The 23,610-nt window shown below is 59.2% G+C and carries 24 protein-coding genes, 1 tRNA gene and 3 pseudogenes; 20 read left to right on the top strand and 8 right to left on the bottom strand.

The window, feature by feature from the left end:
- Window positions 1-22: 22 nt before the first annotated feature.
- Both K7431_RS07055 and K7431_RS07050 read right to left on the bottom strand, forming a co-directional pair.
- A complete protein-coding gene (locus K7431_RS07055) occupies window positions 23-496 on the bottom strand; it encodes a peroxiredoxin (RefSeq protein ID WP_012722772.1) in 474 nt (157 codons plus the stop codon).
- Window positions 497-507: 11 nt separating this feature from the next.
- Complete coding sequence (locus K7431_RS07050) at window positions 508-1,068, bottom strand: glycine cleavage system protein R (protein WP_012722773.1); 561 nt, start codon at window positions 1,066-1,068, stop codon at window positions 508-510.
- 273 nt (window positions 1,069-1,341) lie between these two features.
- On the opposite strand from K7431_RS07050, the gene dapA reads away from it, so the two are divergent.
- From dapA to K7431_RS07015, 7 genes are all read left to right on the top strand, one after another.
- Window positions 1,342-2,220: a 4-hydroxy-tetrahydrodipicolinate synthase gene (gene dapA, locus K7431_RS07045; RefSeq protein WP_012722774.1), complete on the top strand. Its 879-nt coding sequence runs from the start codon at window positions 1,342-1,344 to the stop codon at window positions 2,218-2,220.
- A gap of 17 nt (window positions 2,221-2,237) precedes the next feature.
- Entirely contained in the window at window positions 2,238-3,353 is a 1,116-nt protein-coding gene (gene bamC, locus K7431_RS07040; protein WP_012722775.1) for an outer membrane protein assembly factor BamC, read from the top strand.
- 4 nt (window positions 3,354-3,357) lie between these two features.
- Window positions 3,358-4,116, top strand: a complete 759-nt coding sequence (locus tag K7431_RS07035; protein WP_012722776.1) for an MBL fold metallo-hydrolase — start codon at window positions 3,358-3,360, stop codon at window positions 4,114-4,116.
- A gap of 27 nt (window positions 4,117-4,143) precedes the next feature.
- Complete coding sequence (gene purC, locus K7431_RS07030) at window positions 4,144-4,857, top strand: phosphoribosylaminoimidazolesuccinocarboxamide synthase (protein WP_010212191.1); 714 nt, start codon at window positions 4,144-4,146, stop codon at window positions 4,855-4,857.
- Window positions 4,858-4,940: 83 nt separating this feature from the next.
- Window positions 4,941-5,030 (top strand) — tRNA-Ser (locus tag K7431_RS07025).
- A 553-nt stretch (window positions 5,031-5,583) separates the two neighbouring features.
- The gene (locus K7431_RS07020) at window positions 5,584-5,853 is read left to right on the top strand and encodes a hypothetical protein (RefSeq protein WP_052308629.1); all 270 of its coding nucleotides are present in this window, start codon (window positions 5,584-5,586) and stop codon (window positions 5,851-5,853) included.
- A gap of 191 nt (window positions 5,854-6,044) precedes the next feature.
- Entirely contained in the window at window positions 6,045-7,334 is a 1,290-nt protein-coding gene (locus tag K7431_RS07015; protein WP_012722778.1) for a colicin-like pore-forming protein, read from the top strand.
- A gap of 24 nt (window positions 7,335-7,358) precedes the next feature.
- On the opposite strand, the gene K7431_RS31080 is transcribed toward K7431_RS07015, so the two are convergent.
- On the bottom strand, window positions 7,359-7,670 hold the full coding sequence (locus K7431_RS31080) for a colicin E1 family microcin immunity protein (protein WP_148270897.1): 312 nt from the start codon (window positions 7,668-7,670) through the stop codon (window positions 7,359-7,361).
- Between the two features lie 168 nt (window positions 7,671-7,838).
- On the opposite strand from K7431_RS31080, the gene K7431_RS07005 reads away from it, so the two are divergent.
- A complete protein-coding gene (locus K7431_RS07005; protein WP_043204949.1) occupies window positions 7,839-8,018 on the top strand; it encodes a hypothetical protein in 180 nt (59 codons plus the stop codon).
- 144 nt (window positions 8,019-8,162) lie between these two features.
- On the opposite strand, the gene K7431_RS07000 is transcribed toward K7431_RS07005, so the two are convergent.
- Window positions 8,163-9,389, bottom strand: coding sequence for an MFS transporter (locus tag K7431_RS07000; protein WP_012722779.1), 1,227 nt, complete (start codon window positions 9,387-9,389; stop codon window positions 8,163-8,165).
- A gap of 283 nt (window positions 9,390-9,672) precedes the next feature.
- On the opposite strand from K7431_RS07000, the gene K7431_RS06995 reads away from it, so the two are divergent.
- The 3 genes and pseudogenes from K7431_RS06995 (at window position 9,673) to K7431_RS31070 (ending at window position 11,743) form a co-directional block, all read left to right on the top strand.
- The gene (locus K7431_RS06995; RefSeq protein WP_012722780.1) at window positions 9,673-9,927 is read left to right on the top strand and encodes a hypothetical protein; all 255 of its coding nucleotides are present in this window, start codon (window positions 9,673-9,675) and stop codon (window positions 9,925-9,927) included.
- A 190-nt stretch (window positions 9,928-10,117) separates the two neighbouring features.
- A pseudogene (locus tag K7431_RS31075) lies at window positions 10,118-10,885 on the top strand (MCP four helix bundle domain-containing protein); the annotation flags it as partial.
- Window positions 10,880-11,743 carry a methyl-accepting chemotaxis protein gene (locus tag K7431_RS31070; protein ID WP_370636056.1) on the top strand — a complete coding sequence of 288 codons (864 nt, stop codon included), beginning with the start codon at window positions 10,880-10,882 and terminating at the stop codon, window positions 11,741-11,743. The pseudogene K7431_RS31075 and the gene K7431_RS31070, both read left to right, overlap by 6 nt.
- A gap of 5 nt (window positions 11,744-11,748) precedes the next feature.
- On the opposite strand, the pseudogene K7431_RS06985 reads toward K7431_RS31070, so the two are convergent.
- Window positions 11,749-12,178 (bottom strand): annotated as a pseudogene (locus tag K7431_RS06985) (hypothetical protein); the annotation flags it as partial.
- Between the two features lie 324 nt (window positions 12,179-12,502).
- Between K7431_RS06985 and K7431_RS06980 the strand changes: the two are divergent.
- Window positions 12,503-13,405 carry a LysR family transcriptional regulator gene (locus tag K7431_RS06980; RefSeq protein ID WP_012722783.1) on the top strand — a complete coding sequence of 301 codons (903 nt, stop codon included), beginning with the start codon at window positions 12,503-12,505 and terminating at the stop codon, window positions 13,403-13,405.
- Here K7431_RS06980 and K7431_RS06975 read toward each other — a convergent pair.
- Both K7431_RS06975 and K7431_RS06970 read right to left on the bottom strand, forming a co-directional pair.
- A complete protein-coding gene (locus tag K7431_RS06975; RefSeq protein ID WP_012722784.1) occupies window positions 13,397-14,155 on the bottom strand; it encodes a substrate-binding domain-containing protein in 759 nt (252 codons plus the stop codon). The two genes, K7431_RS06980 and K7431_RS06975, sit on opposite strands and share 9 nt — an antisense overlap.
- Window positions 14,155-15,459, bottom strand: coding sequence for an MFS transporter (locus K7431_RS06970; protein ID WP_012722785.1), 1,305 nt, complete (start codon window positions 15,457-15,459; stop codon window positions 14,155-14,157). The genes K7431_RS06975 and K7431_RS06970 overlap by 1 nt, the downstream gene beginning before the upstream one ends.
- Window positions 15,460-15,706: 247 nt before the next feature.
- Between K7431_RS06970 and K7431_RS06965 the strand changes: the two genes are divergently transcribed.
- From K7431_RS06965 to K7431_RS06940, 6 genes and pseudogenes are all read left to right on the top strand, one after another.
- Complete coding sequence (locus K7431_RS06965) at window positions 15,707-16,429, top strand: GntR family transcriptional regulator (protein WP_012722786.1); 723 nt, start codon at window positions 15,707-15,709, stop codon at window positions 16,427-16,429.
- Window positions 16,426-17,214, top strand: coding sequence for an SDR family oxidoreductase (locus K7431_RS06960; RefSeq protein WP_012722787.1), 789 nt, complete (start codon window positions 16,426-16,428; stop codon window positions 17,212-17,214). The genes K7431_RS06965 and K7431_RS06960 overlap by 4 nt, the downstream gene beginning before the upstream one ends.
- Before the next feature lie 67 nt (window positions 17,215-17,281).
- Window positions 17,282-18,214, top strand: coding sequence for a 3-keto-5-aminohexanoate cleavage protein (locus tag K7431_RS06955; RefSeq protein WP_012722788.1), 933 nt, complete (start codon window positions 17,282-17,284; stop codon window positions 18,212-18,214).
- 63 nt (window positions 18,215-18,277) lie between these two features.
- Window positions 18,278-19,156: an SMP-30/gluconolactonase/LRE family protein gene (locus K7431_RS06950; RefSeq protein ID WP_012722789.1), complete on the top strand. Its 879-nt coding sequence runs from the start codon at window positions 18,278-18,280 to the stop codon at window positions 19,154-19,156.
- A 73-nt stretch (window positions 19,157-19,229) separates the two neighbouring features.
- Window positions 19,230-20,552: pseudogene (locus K7431_RS06945) on the top strand (MFS transporter).
- 55 nt (window positions 20,553-20,607) lie between these two features.
- A complete protein-coding gene (locus K7431_RS06940) occupies window positions 20,608-21,933 on the top strand; it encodes an MFS transporter (RefSeq protein WP_043206147.1) in 1,326 nt (441 codons plus the stop codon).
- Here K7431_RS06940 and K7431_RS06935 read toward each other — a convergent pair.
- Window positions 21,888-22,133, bottom strand: a complete 246-nt coding sequence (locus K7431_RS06935) for a hypothetical protein (RefSeq protein WP_148270898.1) — start codon at window positions 22,131-22,133, stop codon at window positions 21,888-21,890. The two genes, K7431_RS06940 and K7431_RS06935, sit on opposite strands and share 46 nt — an antisense overlap.
- 60 nt (window positions 22,134-22,193) lie before the next feature.
- Here K7431_RS06935 and K7431_RS06930 point away from each other — a divergent pair, with 60 nt between their 5' ends.
- A complete protein-coding gene (locus K7431_RS06930) occupies window positions 22,194-23,117 on the top strand; it encodes a LysR substrate-binding domain-containing protein (protein WP_012722791.1) in 924 nt (307 codons plus the stop codon).
- Window positions 23,118-23,166: 49 nt separating this feature from the next.
- Window positions 23,167-23,529 (top strand): 5-carboxymethyl-2-hydroxymuconate Delta-isomerase, encoded by a 363-nt coding sequence (locus tag K7431_RS06925; protein WP_012722792.1) that lies wholly within the window; start codon window positions 23,167-23,169, stop codon window positions 23,527-23,529.
- The last annotated feature ends 81 nt before the right edge of the window (window positions 23,530-23,610 follow it).

Genomic DNA, 23,610 nt, shown 5'->3' with positions numbered 1-23,610 from the left:
GCTCACTACAAACGCCCGCGTTTCAGGCTTTGTTTAAAGCCTGTGCTGCCGCCAATACGGCATCCACATGGCCTGGCACCTTCACGCCGCGCCATTCCTGGCGCAGCACACCTTCGCTGTCGATCAGAAAGGTGCTGCGGTCCACGCCCAAGTATTCCTTGCCGTATAGCTTCTTCAACTTGATCACATCAAACAGCTGGCAAACCGCTTCATCCTTGTCGCTGATCAGCTCGAAGGGGAATTCCTGCTTGCCCTTGAAGTTCTCGTGCGACTTCACGCTGTCGCGCGACACGCCGAACACTTCGGTGTTGGCCGCCTTGAACGCTGCGTACTGGTCGCGAAAGCCCTGGCCCTCGGTGGTGCAACCCGGCGTGCTGTCCTTCGGATAGAAGTAGATCACCACTTGCTTGCCCTTGAGGGCTGCGAGGCTGAAGGTCTGGCCGCTGGTGGCCTGGGCTTCGAAATCAGCTACAGGTTTGTCGATGACTACCGTCATGAAAAACTTCCTTACATTGGGTTCTGTGGGCGCCATGGCTCGATCAAGGCGTCGAGGTTCAGGGCATCGGCGAAATCCAGGAACTGGTCGCGCAGCCAACTGATCTGCACGCCAGCCGGCAAGGTCACGGTAAACGTGGCGTTCAACATGGTGCCGCCGGTTTGCGGGGCCAGGTAGGTGTCGCAGGTCAGGTTCTCCAGTTCGACGTTGTGGTCGATGAAGAACTGGCACAGCTCGTTGACGATGTCCGAGCGATAGGCGGAACTGACATAGGCGACATAAGGCAGGGCCTGGGGACGATTCTCCAGGGCAGCACTGCGTACCACATTGACGGTGAAATCATGCTTCTTGGCCAGGCCCGGCAGGCCCGTCTCCAGGCGCGCCAGGGCATCCCATGTGCCGGAGATCTGCAAGACCAGCGCGCTGCACTCGCCATGGCGGGTCAGGCGGGAGGTCACGACGGCGCAGCGGTTTTCATGGCTGGCGCGGCACAGGACGTTGGTCAGCTCCATGGGGTTGGCGCCGAGGGCACTGATAACAAGGAATTGTTCGCGAACTGTGGGGGTGGACATGCAGCCTTCCTAAAACGATGAGCGGTCGATACCGTGAGGGCTGTATCGATCAAAGGATGAAGGGTAGCGAAAACCGCCGCCAAGGGATAGGAGGTGGCGTTTTCATTACGTGATCGGTCTGATTTCATCGTGCGTCAGAGCATGCTTTTGTCCAATGATGGCATTGCCCGTCGTTTAGTTGCGCCAGAACGCATCCTCACGCGGTACTTCGCTTGTACAAGCATCTTGGCGCCAGTACCATTACGGCTCTCTTTTTCCGGCAGGAGCGGTTGCATGATTGCGGGCAGTATGGTGGCACTGGTCACACCCATGGATGCACAAGGTCGTCTCGACTGGGACAGCCTGGGCAAACTGGTGGACTTCCACCTGCAAGAAGGCACCAACGCCATCGTGGCGGTCGGCACCACCGGTGAATCGGCCACCCTTGATGTGGAAGAACACATCCAGGTGATCGAATTCGTGGTCAAGCGTGTCGCGGGCCGTATCGCCGTGATCGCTGGTACGGGCGCCAACTCGACGCGTGAAGCGATCGAGCTGACCAAAAACGCCAAGAAGGCCGGCGCCGATGCCTGCCTGCTGGTGACCCCGTACTACAACAAGCCGACCCAGGAAGGCTTGTACCAGCACTTCCGCGCCATTGCCGAAGCGGTCGCTATCCCGCAGATCCTCTATAACGTGCCGGGTCGTACCGCGTGCGACATGAAGGCCGAGACCGTGATCCGCCTGTCCACCGTGCCGAACATCATCGGTATCAAGGAAGCCACCGGCGACCTGCAGCGCGCCAAGGATATCCTGGCCGGCGTGAGCAGCGATTTCCTGGTGTATTCCGGTGACGACGCCACCGCGGTCGAGCTGATCCTGCTGGGCGGTAAAGGCAACATCTCCGTGACCGCCAACGTGGCCCCGCGTGCCATGAGCGACATGTGCGCCGCCGCCATTGCCGGCGACGCCGTGACCGCCCGCGCGATCCACGAGAAGCTGATGCCGCTCAACAAGACACTGTTTATCGAATCCAACCCTATTCCCGTGAAGTGGGCGCTGACTGAAATGGGCATGATGCCGGACGGTATCCGTCTGCCGCTCACCCGTCTAAGCGAAGCCTGTCACGAACCGCTGCGACAGGCCCTGCGCCAGTCCGGCGTCCTGGTTTAATTGAGGAAGCACTACGCATGAAGCGATTGGCCGGACTTTCCGCACTTGCCTTGATTATCTCCAGCACCAGTGGCTGCGGTTGGATCTGGGGCCCGGAAGGCTACTTCCGTGACCGCGGCAGCGATTACCTGGAAGCACAACCCACCAAACCGATGGAATTGCCGCCGGGCGTCAACGTCGCCAAGCGCCTTGACCCGTTGCTGCCGATCCCGCGCAACGTCGCCGACGACACCACCAAAGGTGAATACGTGGTGCCACGTCCACAGCCGATCTCGGCCGTGGCGGATGCCAGCGACTACAGCCTGCAGAAGAGCGGCGACTCCCGCTGGATCGTGGCCCAGCGTCCACCTGCCGAAGTCTGGCCAGTGGCGGTGCAGTTCTTCCAGGACAACGGTTTCCGTATCGACGAGCAGCGCCCGCAGACCGGTGAATTCACCACGGCATGGCAGCAGGGCAGCGAATTGTCCGCCACCATGGCCAAGCGCCTGCAGGCCGGTGGTGTAGCCGCCGACAGCGAAGCCCGTGTGCGTGTGCGCATCGAGCCAGGCGTGCAGCGTAATACCAGTGAAGTCTACGTGGTCAGCGCCGAGCGTCCTGCCGGCAGCACCGCCAACGTTGATTTCACCAACCGCTCGGTCAACACCGGCGTCGACTCGGCACTGGTCGACGAAATGCTGGCCAGCATGAGCCGTATCTCCGAGAAGGGCGGCTCCGTGTCCCTGCTCGCCGCCCGTGATTACGACACTCCGAGCCGCGTCAGCCTCACCGAAGACGGCAGCGGCAACGTGGTGCTGAACCTGGGTGAAGACCTTGATCGCGCCTGGGCCAGTGTCGGCCGCGCGTTGGAGCAGGGCCCTTGGCGCGTAGAAGACATCAACCGCAGCCTCGGCCTGTACTACATCAACGTGGCTGAAAAGGCCGAGCGTAAAGATGAAGAGCCCGGTTTCTTCGGCAAGCTGTTCGGTAGTAAGCCGACCAAGGAAGAAATCGAGACTCGCGCCGAGCGTTACCAGGTTCGTTTGAGCAAGGTTGGCGAAAGCGTGCAGGTTACCGTCGAGAAGAACATCAATACCGTTGCGCCCGCTGAAACGGCGCGCAAAGTGTTGGGCGTGATTCAAGACAACCTGGGCTGATCCGGTGCGTTTTGCCGTTCTCGGCAGCGGTAGCCAAGGGAACGGTACGCTGGTCGCCCACGACGACACGTACGTGCTGGTGGATTGTGGTTTCTCATTAAAAGAAACTGAGCGTCGCCTGTTGCGCCTGGGGGTTCACCCCGCGCAGCTGAGCGCGATTCTGGTGACCCACGAACATGCCGACCACGTGCATGGCGTGGGTTTGCTGTCTCGGCGCTACAATCTTCCGGTGTACCTCAGTCGCGGTACCTTGCGCGGGATGCGCAAACCCATTGAACCCGCAGGTTTCCTGGCCGGTGGCGAGCAGCTGCAAATCGGTGCCTTGAGCATCGATGTGATTGCCGTGGCGCACGACGCCCAGGAACCGACGCAGTATGTCTTCAGTGACGGTGAGCGGCGCTTCGGCGTGCTTACCGACCTGGGCTCCTACTGCGCCAAGGTGCTGGACGGTTACCGGAACCTCGATGCCTTGATGATCGAGTCCAACCACTGCCGAGACCTGCTGGCTCGCGGTCATTACCCCTACTTTCTCAAGCAGCGGGTGGGCGGCGAACTGGGACACTTGAACAACCACCAGGCGGCGTACCTGGTGTATGAGTTGGGCTGGCAAGATTTGCAACACTTGGTCCTGGCCCACCTGAGCAGCAAGAACAACCTGCCGCAGCTGGCCCGGCAATGTTTTGTCGACACCCTCGGGTGCGACCCGGACTGGCTGCAACTGGCCGATCAAGATTCAGGGCTCGACTGGCGACACATCGCCTAGCCCACCATTTAGCAAGCGGAGCCCATCATGGAAAAACGTGAAGAACTCTACCGCGGCAAAGCCAAGTCGGTGTACAAGACCGACGACGCCAACCGCCTGATCCTGCTGTTTCGCAACGACACCTCGGCGTTCGACGGCAAGCGCATCGAACAACTTGATCGCAAAGGCATGGTGAACAACAAGTTCAACGCCTTCATCATGCAGAAGCTCGAAGCGGCCGGCATTCCGACCCAATTCGACAAACTGCTGGGCGACAACGAGTGCCTGGTCAAGAAGCTCGACATGATCCCGGTTGAATGCGTCGTGCGTAACTACGCCGCCGGCAGCCTGGTCAAGCGTTTGGGCGTGGAAGAGGGCCTCAAGCTCAATCCCTACACCTTCGAACTGTTCCTGAAGGACGACGCCAAGGGCGACCCGTTCATCAACGAATCCCACGTCGTGGCATTCGGCTGGGGCACCGCTGAGCAACTGGCGCGCATGAAGGAGTTGTCCCTCAAGGTCAACGACGTACTGAGCAAACTGTTCGACGACGCAGGCCTGCTGCTGGTGGACTTCAAGCTCGAATTCGGTGTGTTCCACGACGGCTCCATCGTCCTGGGTGACGAATTCAGCCCGGACGGCTGCCGCCTGTGGGACAAAGACACCAAGAAGAAGATGGACAAAGACCGCTTCCGCCAGGGCCTCGGTGACGTTATCGAAGCCTACGAAGAAGTCGCCAATCGTCTCGGCGTACCGCTGTAATCGACGCAAGCATCTGATAGCACGGAAAAAATTCGCTTCGGCGCTTTGCTTTCCTGATCCACGCTGTTATGATGCGCGCCGTTGGAGAGATGCCAGAGTGGCCGAATGGGACGGATTCGAAATCCGTTGTACCTTCACCGGTACCTAGGGTTCGAATCCCTATCTCTCCGCCATATTATTGATGCTCTTGTAAATCAAGCACTTACAAGAGGTCACATAAAGCGTTTGTACCAGCGCTTTGTACCAAAATAAATAGCCCTGATCTGCGGATCGGGGCTTTTTTTGTCCAAAATTTGACCAGTTAATGTGCTTGTGGGGCCTGTCTGGCTTTTACCTTGGCATTCCTGTCTTCATCCATGATTATTTCGCCTTAGAACCCCTGTGCAGGGTAGTTTGTACTGAAAATGACAGTAGGGTAGGTTGGTTGTTCGTAAGCGTCTCAATACGCTTCACAGCCCTACCCAAGGGAAATTATTTGATCGTGGTTCTGCCTGAAAGCCTACAACGCGCAAGGTGTGAAGGTTAAGTTCTTCACCGCAGATGACTTGATCACAGACAAGCTTTTCAAGCGGATCAGCGCCAAACATATCGTAGGGCATGACGTAACGATTGTTCCAAAGTCCAGGCGCTACCACTACTTCACAATCAGCTCTGTCACGTCCCTGAAGCTCAGAGGCCTGGCTCGCCTAGGCTTTCCCTACGCTGGTCGCAACGATCAAGGGAAGCTTGCACAGCAAGCTCACAGCGCCTGCTGTTGGAGTTGGTAGCCCTGATGACGCCGCTTTCTACCTAAAGGCATTGCGCGAGACGTTCGTGTACAAATCAATGCTGCATGGTGATGCGCTGGTTGACGATGTGAGCGATAGGAAGGTGGCAAGAGGAGCCTTTGCAGAACAATACAGCGGCGATGACGTGTTGGCCTTCCTAATGAGTCAGAGCCACATCCAATTGAGGGAGAATGCGTTTGAGCATGCTGTTAATGCTATAAATATCTGATTTTATAGTAAAAATACCAAAAATATGCACAAATGCATATTGTCGGTTGTGTGTAGAACTGGTTTTATGTACAGTTGTTTTGCCTGGTGTCTAGCATCGTATGAAGACAAGCAGGACGCAGCCTGCTTTTGGGCTGCTGAAATTTAAGATTTGTGCATTTCTAAAAAATGCCAAGTCACATGGAGATTCTTATGTCTACAACAAATGGAATTGAGCTACCCCCTATCATCGTCACACCAGATCCACCTCCGCTTCCACCTGTACCAGTTGTTGTACCGGGAGTACCCGGCGCACAGCCTCCAAATTCAGTAGATGTGCCTGTTGGTACCGACGTTGAGACCCTTCTGAGCCTTCCTGGAATCCGCTCCTCTTCGGATTATGTTTTGCCCATTGCAGGTAAAGCAGCTCGAGCTCAGGTGGACATTGAAACGGCCTATAATGCAAATTTTCCTAATATTCCAACCCAAACCGAAAGCGAAGTAGCCGCTGCGCTTGGTGATGTCGGCCTTCTGAGTGAATTGGAAAAAGCACAAAAAGAGAAAGCGGTAGTAGATGGGCTGGTTGCACAAGCACAAGAGTTACTTGTTAATAGTAATGCAGTTGCGAACTCTTATTTTGGAAGAGATCCTCTTGCAGTAGAATTCAAAAAGAATTCCGCCATTCTCGCAACTGATATTGTTAACGGAAAACGCCCAGGCACGCCGATTGAAATCTATCAATCTTTTATCGCTTCGATTTCAGCTGTTTATGAAAGTAAAAAGCTGGCTGAAAAAATCCGGATCCTTACTGAAAAGTCTAACGCTTTGACCCTTGCTGTTGCAGCAGCACAAGCTGCAGAGGATGAACGTATTGCGGCTGAAGCCGCAGCCAAAAAAGCTGCAGAGGAAGCAGAAGCAAAACGAATTGCCGAAGAACAAGCAAAGGCAGAAGAGGAAATTAAGGGGGCTATCAAATTCACTGCTGATTTCTACAAAGAAATCGGTGAAAAATATGGCGCTCAGATGTCTGCATTAGCTACAGATTTGGCTGAAACTGCAAAGGGTAAAACGCTTCGCAGTGCTGAAGAGGCTTTGAAGGCTTTTGATCAATACAAGGATCATCTGGATAAGAAATTCAGTGCTGCAGATCGTGCCGCCATCGTGAATGCTCTGGATTCACTTGATCGAGCTGAGCTGGCAAAAAACCTCAACCTCTTCGCGAAAGGGTTTGGCTATGCAAGCAAAGCATTTGATGTGTATGACTTGGTTGAGGAGGTCAAAAAAAGCTACGCATCGGGTGATTGGAACAATACTGTGCTGAAAATGGAAACACTTTTTGCCGGCAGTGCAGCGACAGGTCTAATTGCTTTTGCTTTCGGAGTGACCGTTTCCACACCGATTGGTATCGTAGCTTTTGCGCTAATTATGGCACTTGTCAGTGCTTATATTGATGACGCGCACGTGAAGCAATTTAACGATGCGCTTGATGCAATGCTGCCTTAAAAGAGAAGAGAGGAAGTGGTCTTTTTAGGCCACTTTTTTTAATGCCATATACATTAGATAAATACCACAAATGGGAACTGCTAGGATCGTACAGACTACATAAAAGATAGCATATAGGCCATTTTTCCCAGGTGACTCAGTAAATAAGCCGGTAGTCCAGAATTCTGGCGTTGTGAAGCGAAGCGCAGTTTTTTCGATGATCATCCGCGAAAAAGGGAATAAAAAAGTACTGCATACACCCAGCGTTAAAAAAATGGGGTTTGTTCTTTCTACGAATGTTTCCCCACCAAACCAATTGGTAAAGAATAAAATGAAAATTCCTACCGAGATTATCAAGTTCCGGAAGTAGTATTTTATATACAAAGTATGCTCGCGTTTAAATTCAATTTTAGTTTGAATGCTACCGTGCTCAGTATTACATAGCAAATGTCATAGGTGGCGATGGGCTAATAGTGAGCCTCACCGACACATGATTTTCCTCATACCCGACGCCGGTGTATTCAAATGCACCACATTGAGTATCAGCGCTACAGCAAAGCGTTGATGCCTGAAGGGCTGCCGGGCTACTACGATGCCCATCTGCGTGATAAGACCATGAACCCGGAAAATGGAACAGGGGTGAGCACGGCAGCTAAAGCCAAGATCCTGGCAGATAAACTTATTGAGAAATGTGCTGCCAGCTAACAACCGCGGTTGTAGGTTGATCTGAACATCGGGGGCCATGGAATGCCATGAATGGTCAGAGGTTGCGCTCTCTGATCGGACCCCAGAAACGAAAAAGCCCCGTAATTTATTCAACTACGGGGCTTTTTCGTTTCTGGGGCGCGGTCAGGCGGGTTGAGCCGCCAAGCTATTACTGACCTTCCGCCCCAGCACCAGCACCGTCACAAAACCTGCACCCACCAGCGCCGTGGCCAGGCTCAACAGCACCGCGCTGCCCAGTTGGTCGACGATACGCCCGCCAAAGAACGAGCCCAAGGCAATGATCACTTGGAACAGGGCGACAAACAGCGGCATGCCGCGCTCCACATCTTTCGGCGCTACGACAAACATCCAGATACTGGCGCACGCCGGGAAGGCGCCAAAGGCGAAGCCCCATAGCCCGATCAGCATCGCTGCGCCGGTCATGCCGGTGGCGAAGTAGGGGAAAAGGGCGGTGCTGGTGCCGATCATCAGCGCAACCAACAGCAGGGTGTGACGTACGCTGCGGTTGGCGGCGAAACCGGCAAAAATATTACCGAATACCCCGGCCACGCCAAAGAGCAGCAACAGCGAGCCAATGGTCGGTCCGTCGAAGCCGGAGCTGTATTTGAAGAACGGCGCGACATAGGTGTACGCGGCAAAGTGCGCAAGGCCGATCAGCAAGACAGCGATCAACCCGACACGAGCTTGCGGGTTGATAAACAGGGCCGGCAGGTCACTGACGCGAATCGCTTTTTCCGGGTTGAGTCGGGGGAGGAGGAAGACCTGCGCCAGCAGCACCGGTACGCCCACCAGTGCGGTGACCAGGAAGGTCATGCGCCAGCCCATCAGGCCACTGAGCCAGGTGCCGACGGGCACGCCCAGTACGGTGGCCAGGGTCACGCCCATCATGATGATCGAAGTGGCCTTCGCAACATCCACGCCCTTGGGGGCCAGGCGGCCGCTGAGGGCGATGGCCGTGGCCCAGAAACCGCCGATGCTGATGCCCAGCAATACACGGCCGAACAGCAGCAGGCTGAAGTCGCTGGCGAAGGCCACGACCGAGTTGGCGATGATCATGATCAGCGTCAGGCCGATCAGCAGGTAACGACGGTCCATGGCGCCAATGCTCACAGACAGCAAGGGCGCGGCGAGGGCGGCCATGATGCCCGGCAAGGTCACCATCAACCCGGCGTGGCCGGCGCTGATGCCGAGGTCGCTGGCGACGTCATTGAGTACGCCCACCGGGAGAAACTCACTGGTCACCAAGGCGAAGGCGCCCACGGCGACCGAGAGAATCGCCAGCCACTGCTGCTTGAGACTTTGTTGATTGTGTTCGGGAAGGCCGCTAGGGGCCTGGCTGGCACTTGGCATAGTGTTGGGTTCCAGGGTTAACGTCGCCTGAAGCCAGGCGAAAGGGGAGGGAATAGGGAAGGGATTATAGGAACCCGTCTTGAAAATCGAGCAGGCGCTCCGTTCGATAGTAATCATCAGTGCAATCGATGCGACGCTCTAGCACGCACTACATGACCGGTACACCTTTCGCACATGCTTCCAAAACGTTGCCTACAAGCAGCGCGTTGCGATACCCCGGGCAACGCTTTACTTTGTGGTGGCGCTCGAGATGGAGTGCCCACAACTGCAAAGGAATTGCATCATGAGCAAGAATACGAAAGAAACCTCCGACAAGGTCGCGACGTTGGCGGCCCAAACGCTCAACAGCCCAGCCTCCTCAGCCCTCGCCAAAAGCCTCGCGGCTTCAGCGCTAGCCCAGAAAGACCACGACAAGCAGACGGGTGCAGAAATGGAGGCGAAAGCCGGGAGGGTACTCGGCGCCAATCACTACAACGAAACCACCAAAACGCTTGCCGCCTCGGTCCTTTCACAATCCAACAAAGAGCGCGGAAGCTGAGTCACCTCCGGTCGCTAAAAGAAGCCCGTGGTCGAAGAGGTTACGGGCTTTTTCGTAGCTGTATTTTTCTCCTTTTTCCCAGCAGCAGAAATATTAAGTAGCACTTTCATCCGCATCGCTAAAGTCCTGCCCCAGCAGGCCGAAACGCTCTTATACGACATCGTATCCCCAATAAGAGAGTCTCCTGAAAATGTCCCTTCGCAGCCTGTCCATCGCCCGCCGTGCGGGTCTGGGTTTCGCCTTGATTGCTTTGCTGGTGGCCCTACTGGGTTTTTTTGCGCTGTCGAACATGGCAAGCATCCGCGCCAGTGCGGTGCAGGTTGAAAGCGGGCTGGTGCCCAAGATGCGGCTGGTGGCGGACATCCGCGAAATCATGCTGCGCATTCGTACGATCTCTTTGCGCATGGCGCTGGACCCGAACCCCGCCAGCCTTGCGCAGTATCGCAGCCAGATGGACACCCGTAGCCAAGACCTGACGAAAAGGCTGGCCGAGCTCGATGCGGTCATCGACACCCCTGAAGTGCGCTCGCTCTATGACCAGTTTCAGGTGTCGCTGCGCCTGTACCAGCAAGGTCTGGCACAGTCCTTCGTCCTCGCCGACAAGCAGCAGGGCGCCGAGCTTAACAAGTTGCTGCTGGTGGACATGAAAACCGTGGTCGATGGTTCGGGTGCGCAACTCAATGCCCTGGCTGACTACTACAACGCGCAGGTCAATCAGCAGGGCCAGGAGGCCGAATCGCAATACAGCCGTTCGCGCACCATGGTGGTTGGCTTCGTGCTGCTGGCCGCCTTGAGTACGGTGGCGCTGGCGTGGTTGTTGACTCGCAGCATCGTCGGTCCGCTGAGCCATGCGGTGCGGGCCGCCGAAAACGTGGCCCACGGTGACTTGACTCAAACGGTAGACGTGACCGGCGACGACGAAGTAACCCGCTTGCTCGTGGCGCTCAAGACCATGCAGTCCAACCTGCGCGGGACCCTGCAACTGATCCGCCAGTCGGCAGGGCAGATGGCATCATCCGCCACCGACCTGAATGGCATCACGGATCAAAGCAGCCGCAGCCTGCAAAAGCAGACCGCTGAAATTGAACAGGCCGCCACCGCCGTGAACGAGATGACCTCGGCGGCGGATGAGGTGGCGCGCAATGCCGTTTCCACCTCCGAGTCCACTCGCCTCTCCAATGAAACGGCGCGCGAAGGCCAGCATCGTGTCGGCGAAACTGTCAACGCCATCCAGGCCCTGAGCTCTAACATCGGTGAAACGTCGACGCTGGTGCAGAACCTGGCCGAGCAATCGCGCGATATCGGCAAGGTACTGGACGTGATTCGCTCCATTGCCGAACAGACCAACCTGCTGGCCCTCAATGCTGCCATTGAGGCTGCGCGGGCCGGCGAATCCGGGCGTGGCTTTGCGGTCGTGGCTGATGAAGTGCGTGCATTGGCGCACCGTACCCAGCAATCAACCCTGGAAATCGATCAGATGGTGACCGCGATGCGCACGGGGTCTGACCATGCACTCACATCAATGCAGTCGAGTACCCAGCGTGCCACCGATACCTTGGCGTTGGCTGAGGGCGCAGGTGGTGCATTGAGCCAGATCACCGACTCCATCGACCAGATTCACCAGCGCAACCTGGTTATTGCCAGCGCCGCAGAGGAGCAGGCGCAGGTGGCCAAGGAAGTTGACCGCAACATCGTCAATATCCGCGACTTGTCTGCTCAGTCCTCGTCCGGCGCCGGGCAGATCAATGGATCGAGCCGAGAGCTGGCGCAGTTGGCCGTCGCGCTGAACGAGGCGGTGGCGCGTTTTCAGCTGTAGCGGGACTACGGTGACGGCGTGAGTGAATCGGACATCAGTTCCAACACCCGATCTCTTCCGCCTTCGGCCAGTACATAGGTTCCTCGACCGGTCGGCACAATCGACTGCGGCGCCTTCAGGAACGATTGGGTGTTCAGCCAGGAGTTTTCAGGTGGCTGAACACCTCCGGGTCGCTGCCGTCCTGAGTGAGTTCGCGCACCACGCCTTTTTTCTTCTCGGTATAGACATGCGCCCATCCGTGCAACGCACGATGGACTCGCCTTCCTGGACCCGGTCGCGCAGCACTGTCAGGCTCTGGTCGCTCCAGCGATAGCGCAACAATCGCCCGAAGGGCTTGCGGTCTTCAATGGCGTAGAGGTCGTCGCCGTCATCCCACAAGCCCTGCACGTTCTCACCTCTGAACAGTTCGGTGACGACGCCGTCCTTGAGGAAAGTCCGCCGAGGGTGAGTAGGATTCAATCCTGCTTGACCATTGGCGTGATGCAAGAAGCAACTGATCGATGCCGATATCCGGCGTCTTGTCGTCTGTCCAGAACTGATGGGTTTCCATGGGTGGCTACGTCTTCCGTTGTGTAGGTCAGGCCGCAAGTATTGACCCATTTCGACGATTGCGTGGCTGCAGACGGCCTATAACCTATTGATATGTATGACTTAATATTTGTAGTAGGGTTATTACCGCAAACCTTTCTGCCATACATGGCGCCCCACCGGCTCCCATACGATAATGCCCACCACCCCGACCACTCTGGCTTCCCTCCCGTGATCATCAACTTCGACCTCAACGACCTCCAGGCCTTCCGTGCCGTGGTAGACAAGGGCAGTTTCCGAGGCGCCGCCGAGGCCATCCGCATCTCGCAACCGGCCCTGAGCCGGCGGATCGAAAAGCTCGAAACCGCCCTCGACGTAAAACTGTTCGAACGCACCACCCGGCGGGTCAGCCTGACCATGGTCGGCCGCGCATTCCTGCCCCAGGTCGAACGCATGCTCGACGATCTTGATGTGGCATTGATGGGCATCAGCAATGTCGCGTCCACGCGCATGGGCAATGTGACCATCGCCTGTGTGCCGTCCACCGCGTATTACTTCATGCCCCACGTGATCTCCGAATTCCACAAGCTGTACCCGAAGATTCGCCTGCGGGTGCTGGATGCCAGTGCTGGTGAGGTGTGCAATGCGGTGGAGAGTGGCGAGGCGGATTTTGGCGTGAGTTTCAGCGGTAGCCTGGCCGATGAAGTGGAGTTCGAACTGCTGTTGCAGGAGCGCTATGTCCTGGCCTGTCGCCGCGACCACCCGCTGGCCCAGCGCGACAGCGTGACCTGGACCGAAGCCTATGAGTACGACTACATCACCGTCGACAAAACCTCCGGCAACCGCAGCCTGCTGGACCAGGCCTTGCGTGGCGTGCGGGTGAAAAAGCCGAGTATCTGCGAGACGCACCACGTGACTACGATGATCGGGCTGGTGGAGGCCGGGCTGGGCGTGGCGATGGTACCGTCGATTGCGATGCCGGCGCTGGAACACCCGATTCTGGTGAGTGTGCCGTTGGTGGAGCCACAGGTGATGCGCAATGTGGGTTTGATCAAACGCCGCGGGCGGACATTGCCCCCGGCGGCGCTGGAGTTGGAGCGGTTAGTGCGTGAGATGCCGTTTCGCTCAGCGTGACACCGAGTCCAGGCCGGTGGATTGCACCACCGGTTGCGCCTCGGGCGAGGCCAGGTAATGCAGCAGCGCCTTGGCCCGCGTCGGGTGCTCGGCGTTGACCGGAATACCCGCCGCAAAGCGCGTCACCGATTGCACGTCCTCCGGGATCTTGCCGACATAGGTCACACCCGGCACCGGCAACAATTCCGCAACCTGCTGCAAGCCCACTTCGTAGTCTCCCTTGGCGACCTGTTCGGCCACCGGGAGGCGTTCGATCATGGTGCCCTTGGCGGGCATGCCGAGCTTCTTGAACAGCTCTTTCTCGACATACACACCGCTGGCGCTGTCCGAGTAAGCCACGGATTTGGCTTGACTCAGCACGGCTTTCAGTTCGGCGTCAGTCCCGATGGCAGGCTTTGGCACGCCTGCCTTCACCACCAGGCCGATGCGCGAGTCCGCCAGTTCCACACGGGAGGCCGGGTCGACCTTGCCTTGCTTGATCAACTCATCCAGGGCGTAGCCGACCATGATCACCACGTCGGCGTGTTCGCCACGGGCCAGGCGGTTGGGAATCGCTTCCGGCGCCTTGCCCATCGACGGGCCGAGAATGGTGTCCAGGCTGTCGCCGCTTTGCTTGGCGTACTGCGGGCCGAGCAATTTATACGCGGCAGTGAAGCCGCCGGAGGTCATCACCTTGAGCTGTTCGGCCTGGGCCGTCAGCGCCACGGCGCCGAGGGCCAGGGCCGTCAGGGTCTTGAGCAGTGGCTTCATCACGCGGCCCCCTGCATGACTTGCCCACGGGCATTGGCGCGGCGATACAGCGCCAGGGTCGAACACAGGGCGCACAGCGCGGCGAACATCAGCCAGTAGGCCGGCGAGGCCTTGTCTTCGGTGATGTGGATGAACCAGGTGGAAATTGCCGGGGTAAAGCCGCCGAAGATCGCCGTTGCCAGGCTGTAGGCCAGGGAGAAGCCCGCCACGCGCACTTCCACCGGCATGATTTCGGTCAGCGCCGGAATCATCGCGCCGTTGTACATGCCGTAGAGGAAGGAGAACCACAGCAGGGTTTCCAGCATATGGGCGAAGCTTGGCGAATTCACCACGTAGGACAGCGCTGGATAAGCGGTGAGAACGGTCAGCGCAGTCATGGCGATCAGTACAGGCTTGCGGCCAAAACGGTCGCTCAACGTACCGCCGATCGGCAGCCAGACAAAGTTCGACACGGCCACCAGCAGCGTCACCAACAGGGCATCGGAAGTGCTCAGTTGCAGCACGGTCTTGCCGAAGGTCGGCGCGTACACGGTGATCAGGTAGAACGCAGTGGTGGTCATGGCCACCATCAACATGCCGCCAATCACCACCGTCCAGTTTTTCGCCAGGGTTGCCAGCACTTCGCGCATGGTCGGGCGATGCTTGCGGTTGGCGAACTCTTCGGTTTCCTGCAGGCTGCGACGCAGGATGAAAATGAACGGGATAATCACGCAGCCGATGGCGAACGGAATGCGCCAGCCCCAATCGGCTACCACCGCCGGCTCCATCCATACGTTCAGGCCATAACCCAGCGCGGCGGCGACCACGATAGAGATCTGTTGGCTGCCCGATTGCCAGCTGGTGTAGAAACCTTTGCGGCCCGGTGTCGCCATTTCAGACAGGTACACCGACACGCCGCCCAATTCCGCGCCGGCCGAGAAACCTTGCAGCAGGCGGCCCAGCAGCACCAGCAAGGGCGCCCACAAGCCAATGGTGTGATAACCGGGCACCAGCACGATCAGCAGCGTGCCGCTGGCCATGATCGACAGCGTCACGATCAGTCCTTTGCGGCGACCCACGTCATCGATGTAGGCACCCAAAATAATCGCGCCCAACGGCCGCATCAGGAAGCCCGCGCCGAACACGGCGAAGGTCATCATTAATGATGCAAACTCATTAGCGGAGGGGAAGAACGCGGCAGCGATATAGGTGGCGTAGAAACCGAACAGAAAGAAGTCGAACTGTTCGAGGAAGTTGCCCGAAGTAACGCGGAATACCGCACCAACTTTCGAGTGGGCAGAGTTGGGTCGGGTAGGGCTAGTCATGGTTTTGTGTCTCCAGCGTTCTTTTTGAAGTGCTTGTCTCGCTTAAGACCTGGAATAGTGGCTGACACATTTAGAAATGAAAAGTGACAAATTTAAATGGATTGATGTTCGTTGGCTATCAATCGGCGGTGCAGTCGAAAATTCATCAGCTGTTTGTGCGTGCGATTTGGAGATGGGAAACTATTTGACATATTTGATTTGTGATCACATATTGGGGCCATAAGAACGACAACACAGGTTTTGCCTCATGACAGATGGTCCGCTCCTCCTGCCCACCCTGCGCCAGGTGTCCCGCGATACCTTGCAAGACCAGGTCTATCGCCAGATCCGCGAAGCATTGATGAGTGGCCGTTTCCAGCCCGGCCAGAAACTCACCATTCGCGGCCTCGCCGAAGCCCTCGGTTCCAGCCCGATGCCGGTGCGCGAAGCCCTGCAACGCCTCAGCGCCGAAAACGCCTTTGAAGTCACCGAAACGTCCCGTCTGCGTGTACGCCTTATGACGGTCGAACGCCTGCGCGAAATTCGTGATGCGCGGGTCGCCCTTGAAGGGCTGCTGGCGGAAAAAGCCGTGCTGCTCCTGCAAAAGGCCGACCTCGATGAAATCACCGACCTGTGCCAGCAAATGCAGCACGCCGCCGACGAAGTCGACGTGTCGCGCTACCTGTGGACCAACTTTGCCTTTCACCGGCGTATCTACGCCGTGGCCCAGGCCGAGTTGACCATGGCCGCCGTGGAAAACTTCTGGCTGCACATGGGCCCGTGCTTTGCGCTGGTCGCCCCGGATAAAGCTCACCTGCAACGCTCGATGGAGGCGCACACGCGCATTGTCGAGGCCCTGGCTGCCCGTGATGGCGCCGGTGCACGCGCGGCGGTGACCGATGACATCATGCAGGCCGCCGATTCCCTGGCGCGCCTGCTCGTCAAGAGCGACCGTTCGCGGTCGTCTGCTTCAGGAGGTAAACGAGCATGAGTGTCCTACAGCGGCTGCAGCCCTATCCTGGGTTACGTGTATTGATTTCCGGCGGGGCTGCCGGCATCGGTGAAGTGCTGGCGGCGGCATATCTGGAGGCCGGTGCCCAGGTGCATGTGTGTGATGTGAGCGAGCCAGCCCTGGCCGCGTTTCGCGACAAATACCCGGGCACCGTCGCCACCCGCGCCGACGTCAGTGATGCCGCGCAGATCGAGGCGGTGTTCAAGGTACAGCGCGAGCATTTCGGCGGCCTTGATGTGCTGGTCAACAACGCCGGGATCGCCGGGCCTACCGGCGGCATCGATGCGATCAGCGACGCCGAGTGGCAAGCCACCATCAACATCAATCTCACTGCGCAGTACCGGTTTGCCCATCACGCGGTGCCGATGCTCAAGGAATCCTCCCACGGCCACCTGCTGCATATCGCCTCGGTGGCAGGGCGCTTGGGCTACGCGTGGCGCACGCCGTATGCGGCGACCAAATGGGCGATTGTCGGTTTGATGAAATCCCTGGCGTCGGAGCTGGGCGAGAGCGATATCCGCGTCAACGCCTTGCTGCCCGGCATCGTCGAAGGCCCGCGCATGGACGGTGTGATCCGCGCGCGTGCCGAACAGGTCGGCGTGCCCGAAGCCGAGATGCGCCAGGAATACCTCAACAAGATTTCCCTCAAGCGCATGGTCACCGCCGAAGACGTGGCAGCCATGGCCTTGTTCCTCTGTTCGCCCGCCGCACGCAATGTGACCGGCCAGGCGATCAGCGTCGACGGTAACGTCGAGTACCTGTAAGCCACGGAAGAACATATCGCGCTGTACCCAGGATTTTTTTCATAAGAATAAAAGTCGGAGATTCGTCATGTCCAAAAAACGTCCTGTCATCATTACCTGTGCCGTTACCGGTGCGATTCATACGCCGTCGATGTCGCCGCATTTACCGATTACCGCGCAGGAAATTGCCGATGCCGCCATCGGCGCCGCCGAGGCTGGCGCCGCGATTGTCCACCTGCATGCCCGTGACCCGGTTGACGGCCGCCCCAGCCAGGACCCGGCGCTGTTCGCCGAATTCCTGCCGCACATCAAGGCCGCCAGCGACGTGGTGATCAACATCACCACCGGCGGCGCACCGACCATGGGCGTGGAGGAGCGCCTGCAACCGGTGATGCAGTTCAAGCCGGAACTGGCCTCGCTGAACATGGGCTCGATGAACTTCGGCCTCTACGAAATGCTCAACCGCTTTACCGAGTTCAAGCACGACTGGGAACGGCCTTACCTGGAAGAGAGTGACGACCGGATTTTTCGCAACACCTTCCGCGACATCACCCACATCCTCAATTCGTGCGCCGAGAACCGCACGCGGTTTGAGATCGAGTGCTACGACATCGGCCACCTGTACACCGCCGCGCATTTCCTCGAACGCGGCCTGCTCAAGCCGCCGTTGTTTATCCAGTCGGTGTTCGGCCTGCGCGGTGGTATCGGCGGCCACCCGGAAGACTTGGCACACATGCGCCGCACCGCCGACCGCCTGTTCGGCGACGACTACGTGTGGTCGATCCTCGGCGCCGGGCGTGGGCAGATTCCGCTGGCGACCATGGGCCTGTCCATGGGCAGTAACGCCCGTGTCGGCCTGGAGGATTCGCTGTGGGATGGCCCGGGCAAGCTGGCGGCGTCGAATGCCGACCAGGTACGGCGTATTCGCACGGTGATCGAAGCCCTCGGGCATCGGGTCGCCACGCCGGATGAAGCGCGGGAAATCCTCGGGCTCAAGGGGCGCGACCAAGTCAATTTCTAACCCGACAAACCGCCGCGTCAAGGCGCGGCCTGCATCCCGCACAACAACAATAAGGGGATCACCATGCGTATCGAAGTGCTTGTGGACGTCAAGACCACCCTGGGCGAAGGCCCGGTATGGGACGTCGAGCAACAACGTTTGTATTGGATCGACAGCGCCGACGGCCGCATCCTGCGCTGCACCGAGGATGGCCGCGAGTTGCGCGCCTGGGAGGTGGGCCAGAAGATCGGCTCCATGGCCCTGCGTCACGCTGGCGAGTCTGCGATTGTCGCGCTGCAGAACGGCGTGCACACACTGGACCTCAGCAGCGGTGAGCTCAACCTGGTTATCGACCCGGAACCGCACCTGCCCGATAACCGCCTCAACGACGGCAAGGTCGACCGGCAGGGCCGTTTCATCTTCGGTTCGATGGACACGCTGGAAGACAACGCCAGCGCCAAGCTTTACCGCCTGGACGCCGACCTGAGCCTGCACACCCTGGACGAAGGCATCATCGTGTCCAACGGCCCTTGCTGGAGCCCGTCGGGAGAGACCTTTTACTTCTGCGACACCTGGTCCGGCGAGATCTGGGCCTACGACTATGACCTCGTCACGGGCAATGTGAGCAACCGCCGCACCTTCGCCAAGGTCGACACCTGCGGCGGTGGCGCCGCCGACGGCTGCACCGTGGACGCCGAAGGGTGCCTGTGGCAAGCCCTGGTCTATGCCGGGAAGCTGGTGCGCTACACCCCGGAGGGTCAGGTCGACCGCGTCATCCAGATGCCGGTGAAAAAGGTCACCAGCCTGACCTTCGGCGGGCCGAACCTCGACACCCTGTTTGTGACCTCCATGGCCAAGCCGCCGCTGCCGCGTTTCCCGGCAGACGGCCAGCAGCGCGGAGCGCTGTTCGCCATTACCGGGTTGGGCGTGCAAGGAATAGCCGAGCGACGGTTCGCCAGCTAGCGCGTGTGTTCAAAAAGGCATATTCCTTCGCAACCTTGTGTCAGTGCGCGCCCTTGCGCGCCTGGAGAGGCCCATGGCAACTATAAAAAAAGCGTCGCTGCGCAGCATTCACCGGCATTCCTGGGTATCCCTGCTGGTCTGCTGGATGATCTGGATCCTCAACGCCTACGACCGTGAGATCGTATTGCGCCTGGGGCCGACCATCTCCAAGCATTTCGATTTGTCCGCCGATCAATGGGGCACCGTGGCCACGGTGGTCATGCTGGCCTTGGCGTTGCTGGATATCCCCGGCTCGATGTGGAGCGACCGCTACGGTGGCGGCTGGAAACGTGCGCGCTTCCAGGTACCACTGGTGCTGGGCTACACCGCGATTTCGTTCCTGTCCGGCTTCAAGGCGTTGAGCGGCAACCTCGCCACCTTCATTGCCCTGCGGGTCGGCGTCAACCTCGGCGCCGGCTGGGGCGAGCCGGTCGGCGTCAGCAACACCGCCGAATGGTGGCCGGTGGAACGTCGCGGCTTTGCCTTGGGCGCGCACCACACCGGCTACCCGATTGGCGCGATGCTCAGCGGCATCGTCGCGAGTTTTGTCATCACGGTGTTTGGCGAGGACAACTGGCGTTATGTGTTCTTCTTTGCCTTTGTGGTGGCGCTGCCGTTGATGATCTTCTGGGCGCGTTATTCCACCGCCGAGCGCATCACCGCGCTGTAGGTCGACATCGCCGCCAAAGGCATGACCCCGCCGGACAACGCGCCGGCCAGCCAAGTCAAAGGCGAAGCCTGGCGCACCTTTGTCGCCACCTTGCGCAACCGCAATATCGCCCTCACGGCCGGTAACACCATGCTCACGCAGGTGGTGTACATGGGCGTGAACATCGTGCTGCCGGCCTACCTCTACAATATCGCCGGGCTGTCATTGGCCGAGTCGGCAGGGATGAGCGTGGTGTTCACCCTCACCGGCATCCTCGGGCAACTGGTGTGGCCGTCGCTGTCGGACATCATCGGCCGGCGCACCACCCTGATCATCTGCGGGCTGTGGATGGCGGCGAGTGTCGGCGCGTTCTACTTCGCCAATACCCTGACGTTGATCATCGTTGTGCAACTGCTGTTCGGCCTGGTCGCCAATGCGGTGTGGCCGATCTACTACGCGGTGGCCTGCGACTCGGCCGAGCCGTCGGCGACCTCCACCGCCAACGGCATCATCACCACAGCGATGTTCATCGGCGGCGGCCTGGCGCCGGTGCTGATGGGCAGCCTGATCGCCATGGGCGGCGGTTGGACCACGCTGCACGGTTACACCGTGTGTTTCTTCGTGATGGCCGGCTGCGCCCTGGGCGGCGCGCTGCTGCAACTGTTTTCCCATCGCCCCCAGGCGCTGGTTGTGCAACTCGACTCCTAGAACAACACCGATGCGCCCCCCAGCCTGGCTGGCGGGGCGCCAAGAGGAATTGCCGATGACTTCCGCCCCCCACGCCCGCGAGCCGCAGGCGTTGAACAAACTGATGTTCGTCAAGCTGATGCCCTTGCTGATCATCGCCTACATCCTGAGCTTCCTGGACCGCACCAACATTGCCCTGGCCAAGCATCACCTGGACGTCGACCTGGGCATTTCCGCCGCGGCCTATGGACTGGGCGCGGGGCTGTTTTTCCTGACCTATGCGCTGTCGGAAATCCCCAGCAACCTGATCATGCACAAGGTCGGCGCCCGCTTCTGGATTGCGCGGATCATGGTGACCTGGGGCCTGATCTCGGCGGCCATGGCCTTTGTGCAGGGCGAGACCTCGTTCTACGTGCTGCGCCTGTTGCTGGGGATTGCCGAGGCCGGTCTGTTTCCAGGCGTGATGCTGTACCTGACCTACTGGTTCAACCGCGAACAACGGGCGCGCGCTACCGGTTATTTCCTGCTCGGCGTGTGCTTCGCCAACATCATCGGCGGCCCGGTGGGCGCCGCCTTGATGCGCATGGACGGTCTGCTCGGCTGGCACGGCTGGCAGTGGATGTTCCTGCTGGAAGGCCTGCCGGCCGTGGCGTTCGCCTGGGTGGTGTGGCGCAAACTGCCGGACCGTCCGAGCAAGGCGCCCTGGCTGTCGGCCGAGGAAGCACGCGGGATCGAACAACGCATCGCGCTGGAAACCGAAGAGGGCGCGGGCGAGGGTGGGCACTCATTGAAAAACTGGCTGACCCCACAAATCCTGCTGGCGATCTTTGTGTACTTTTGCCATCAGATCACTATCTACACGGTGATCTTTTTCCTGCCGAGCATCATCAGCAAATACGGCGAGTTGAGCACCATGAGCGTTGGCCTGCTGACCTCCTTGCCCTGGATCGCGGCGGCACTCGGCGCGGTACTGATCCCGCGTTTCGCCACGACGCCGGGGCGTTGCCGTCGACTGTTGGTCACCGGGCTGCTGACCATGGCGCTGGGGTTGGGCATTGCGTCGGTGTCGGGGCCGGTGTTCAGCCTGCTGGGCTTTTGCCTGTCGGCGGTGATGTTCTTTGTGGTGCAGTCGATCATCTTTCTGTACCCGGCCTCGCGTCTCAAGGGCGTAGCACTGGCGGGCGGGCTGGGGTTCGTCAACGCCTGCGGGCTGTTGGGCGGGTTTGTCGGGCCGTCCGTTATGGGCGCGATCGAGATGAGCACCGGCCATGCGATGAACGGCTTGAAAGTGATTGCGCTGGTGCTGGTGGTGGCCGCGCTCGCGGCATTGCGTCTGCGCCAGGGCCAGGAGGCGGCTCAGACCAGCAGCGAAGTCGGAAACCCGGAAGCCAGCACCAGATAAGCCACGACCGCCGCCAGGCATAACCCGACAAAGGCGCGCAGCAGTGTCCTGGCGGTGGGATGAGCGATGAACTTGATGGCCCAGAGCAAAACGCCGCCGAGCAGGATGCTTAAGGCAAGAATGACCAGCACGGCGGTGTTCCTGTGACCATTGAGAGCTGATTTATAGTCGCAAAGCGCCTGGATGAACAGTGCGCGCATAGACGCAGCCCCCCGCACTTTCTAAACTGCGGCTTGGCTTGGGGAAAGGGGCTGGCGCCGATGAATCGCAATGAATTACGCAAGGCCGACATCAACCTGATGGTGGTGTTCGAAGCGTTGATGCTTGAGCGCAATGTGACGCGGGTGGCGGAGAAGCTGTTTCTCGGCCAGCCGACCATCAGTTCGGCCCTCAACCGCTTGCGCACGCTGTTCAATGACCCGCTGTTCATCCGCGTCGGCCACCGCATGGAGCCCACCGCGCGGGCCGAGGAAATCATCCAGCACCTGTCGCCGGCCCTGGATTCGTTGTCATCGGCCTTGAGCCTGACCCACGATTTCGACCCGTCCGTCAGCACCATGACGTTCCGCATCGGCCTGTCCGATGATGTCGAGTTCGGCCTGCTGCCACCGCTGCTGCGCGCCTTGCGCCAGGAAGCGCCGCAAGTGGTGTTCGTGGTGCAGCATGTGGACTACTGGCGCATTCCCGACTTGTTGGCCTCCGGCGATATCACCGTCGGCATCACCCAGACCCGTGGCCTGCCGGCCAATGCCAAGCGCAAGCTGCTGCGCCATATCCGCCCACGCTTGCTGCGCGCCGATGCGTCGGACACACCGCTGACCCTCGATGAATATTGCTCACGGCCCCATGTGCTGGTGTCTCACACCGCCAACGTGTCGGGGTTTGCCGATGAGTGGCTGGCGGAAATCGGCCGAAAACGCCACGTGGTGCTGTCGGTGCCGCAATACAGCGCGCTGCCGGCCTTGCTGGCCGGCACGGACCTGATCGCCAGCCTGCCGGACTACACCGCCGAGGCCATGGCGGTGTCGGGCCACCTGTTCTGCGAGCCGTTTCCGTTCGAGACGCCGACCCTGGATTTGTCCATGGTCTGGCTCAGCCATGTGGACACCGACCCGGCCGAGCGCTGGGTGCGTTCGCGGCTTGAGGCGTTTATGAGTGATCGAGGGTTGGCGACCCAGGCCTGATTCACGTGATATATCTACAACTCTTCCTACAACAAATTCGGAGCCCTCCATGCCACATCTGCACTTGGAATACACCGCCAACCTGACGAACCTGGCCGTTGAGAAAACACTGCTAAGGCTCAACAACGTGCTGATGGCGTCCGGGCAGTTCGGTTCCGAGTTCGATATCAAAAGCCGGGCGGTGAAGGTCGAGACTTTTCTGGTCGGTACTTCCCTGAGCCCGCGTGGCTTTATGGCTGTGAGGCTGTCACTGCTCAGTGGGCGGTCGCCACAGGTCAAGAAACAGTTGTCGGAGAGCCTGCTGGCAGCACTGCAGGATCTGGGCGATTGGCCGGCGGATATCCAGGTTCAGCTGAGCGTCCAAGTGATAGATATGGATCGCGAGTCCTACAGCAAAGTCGCCATTGGCTGACACACCATCAACTGTGGCGAGGGCGCTTGCTCCCGCTGGGCTACGCAGCGGCCCCAACATCTTGGGAGCGCTTCGCACTGG

This window comes from Pseudomonas fluorescens group sp. (genome assembly GCF_020093335.1).
GTDB lineage: Bacteria > Pseudomonadota > Gammaproteobacteria > Pseudomonadales > Pseudomonadaceae > Aquipseudomonas > Aquipseudomonas petroselini.
The sequence above is the reverse complement of the archived record's forward strand: the minus strand, read 5'-3'. Positions and strand labels throughout refer to the sequence as shown.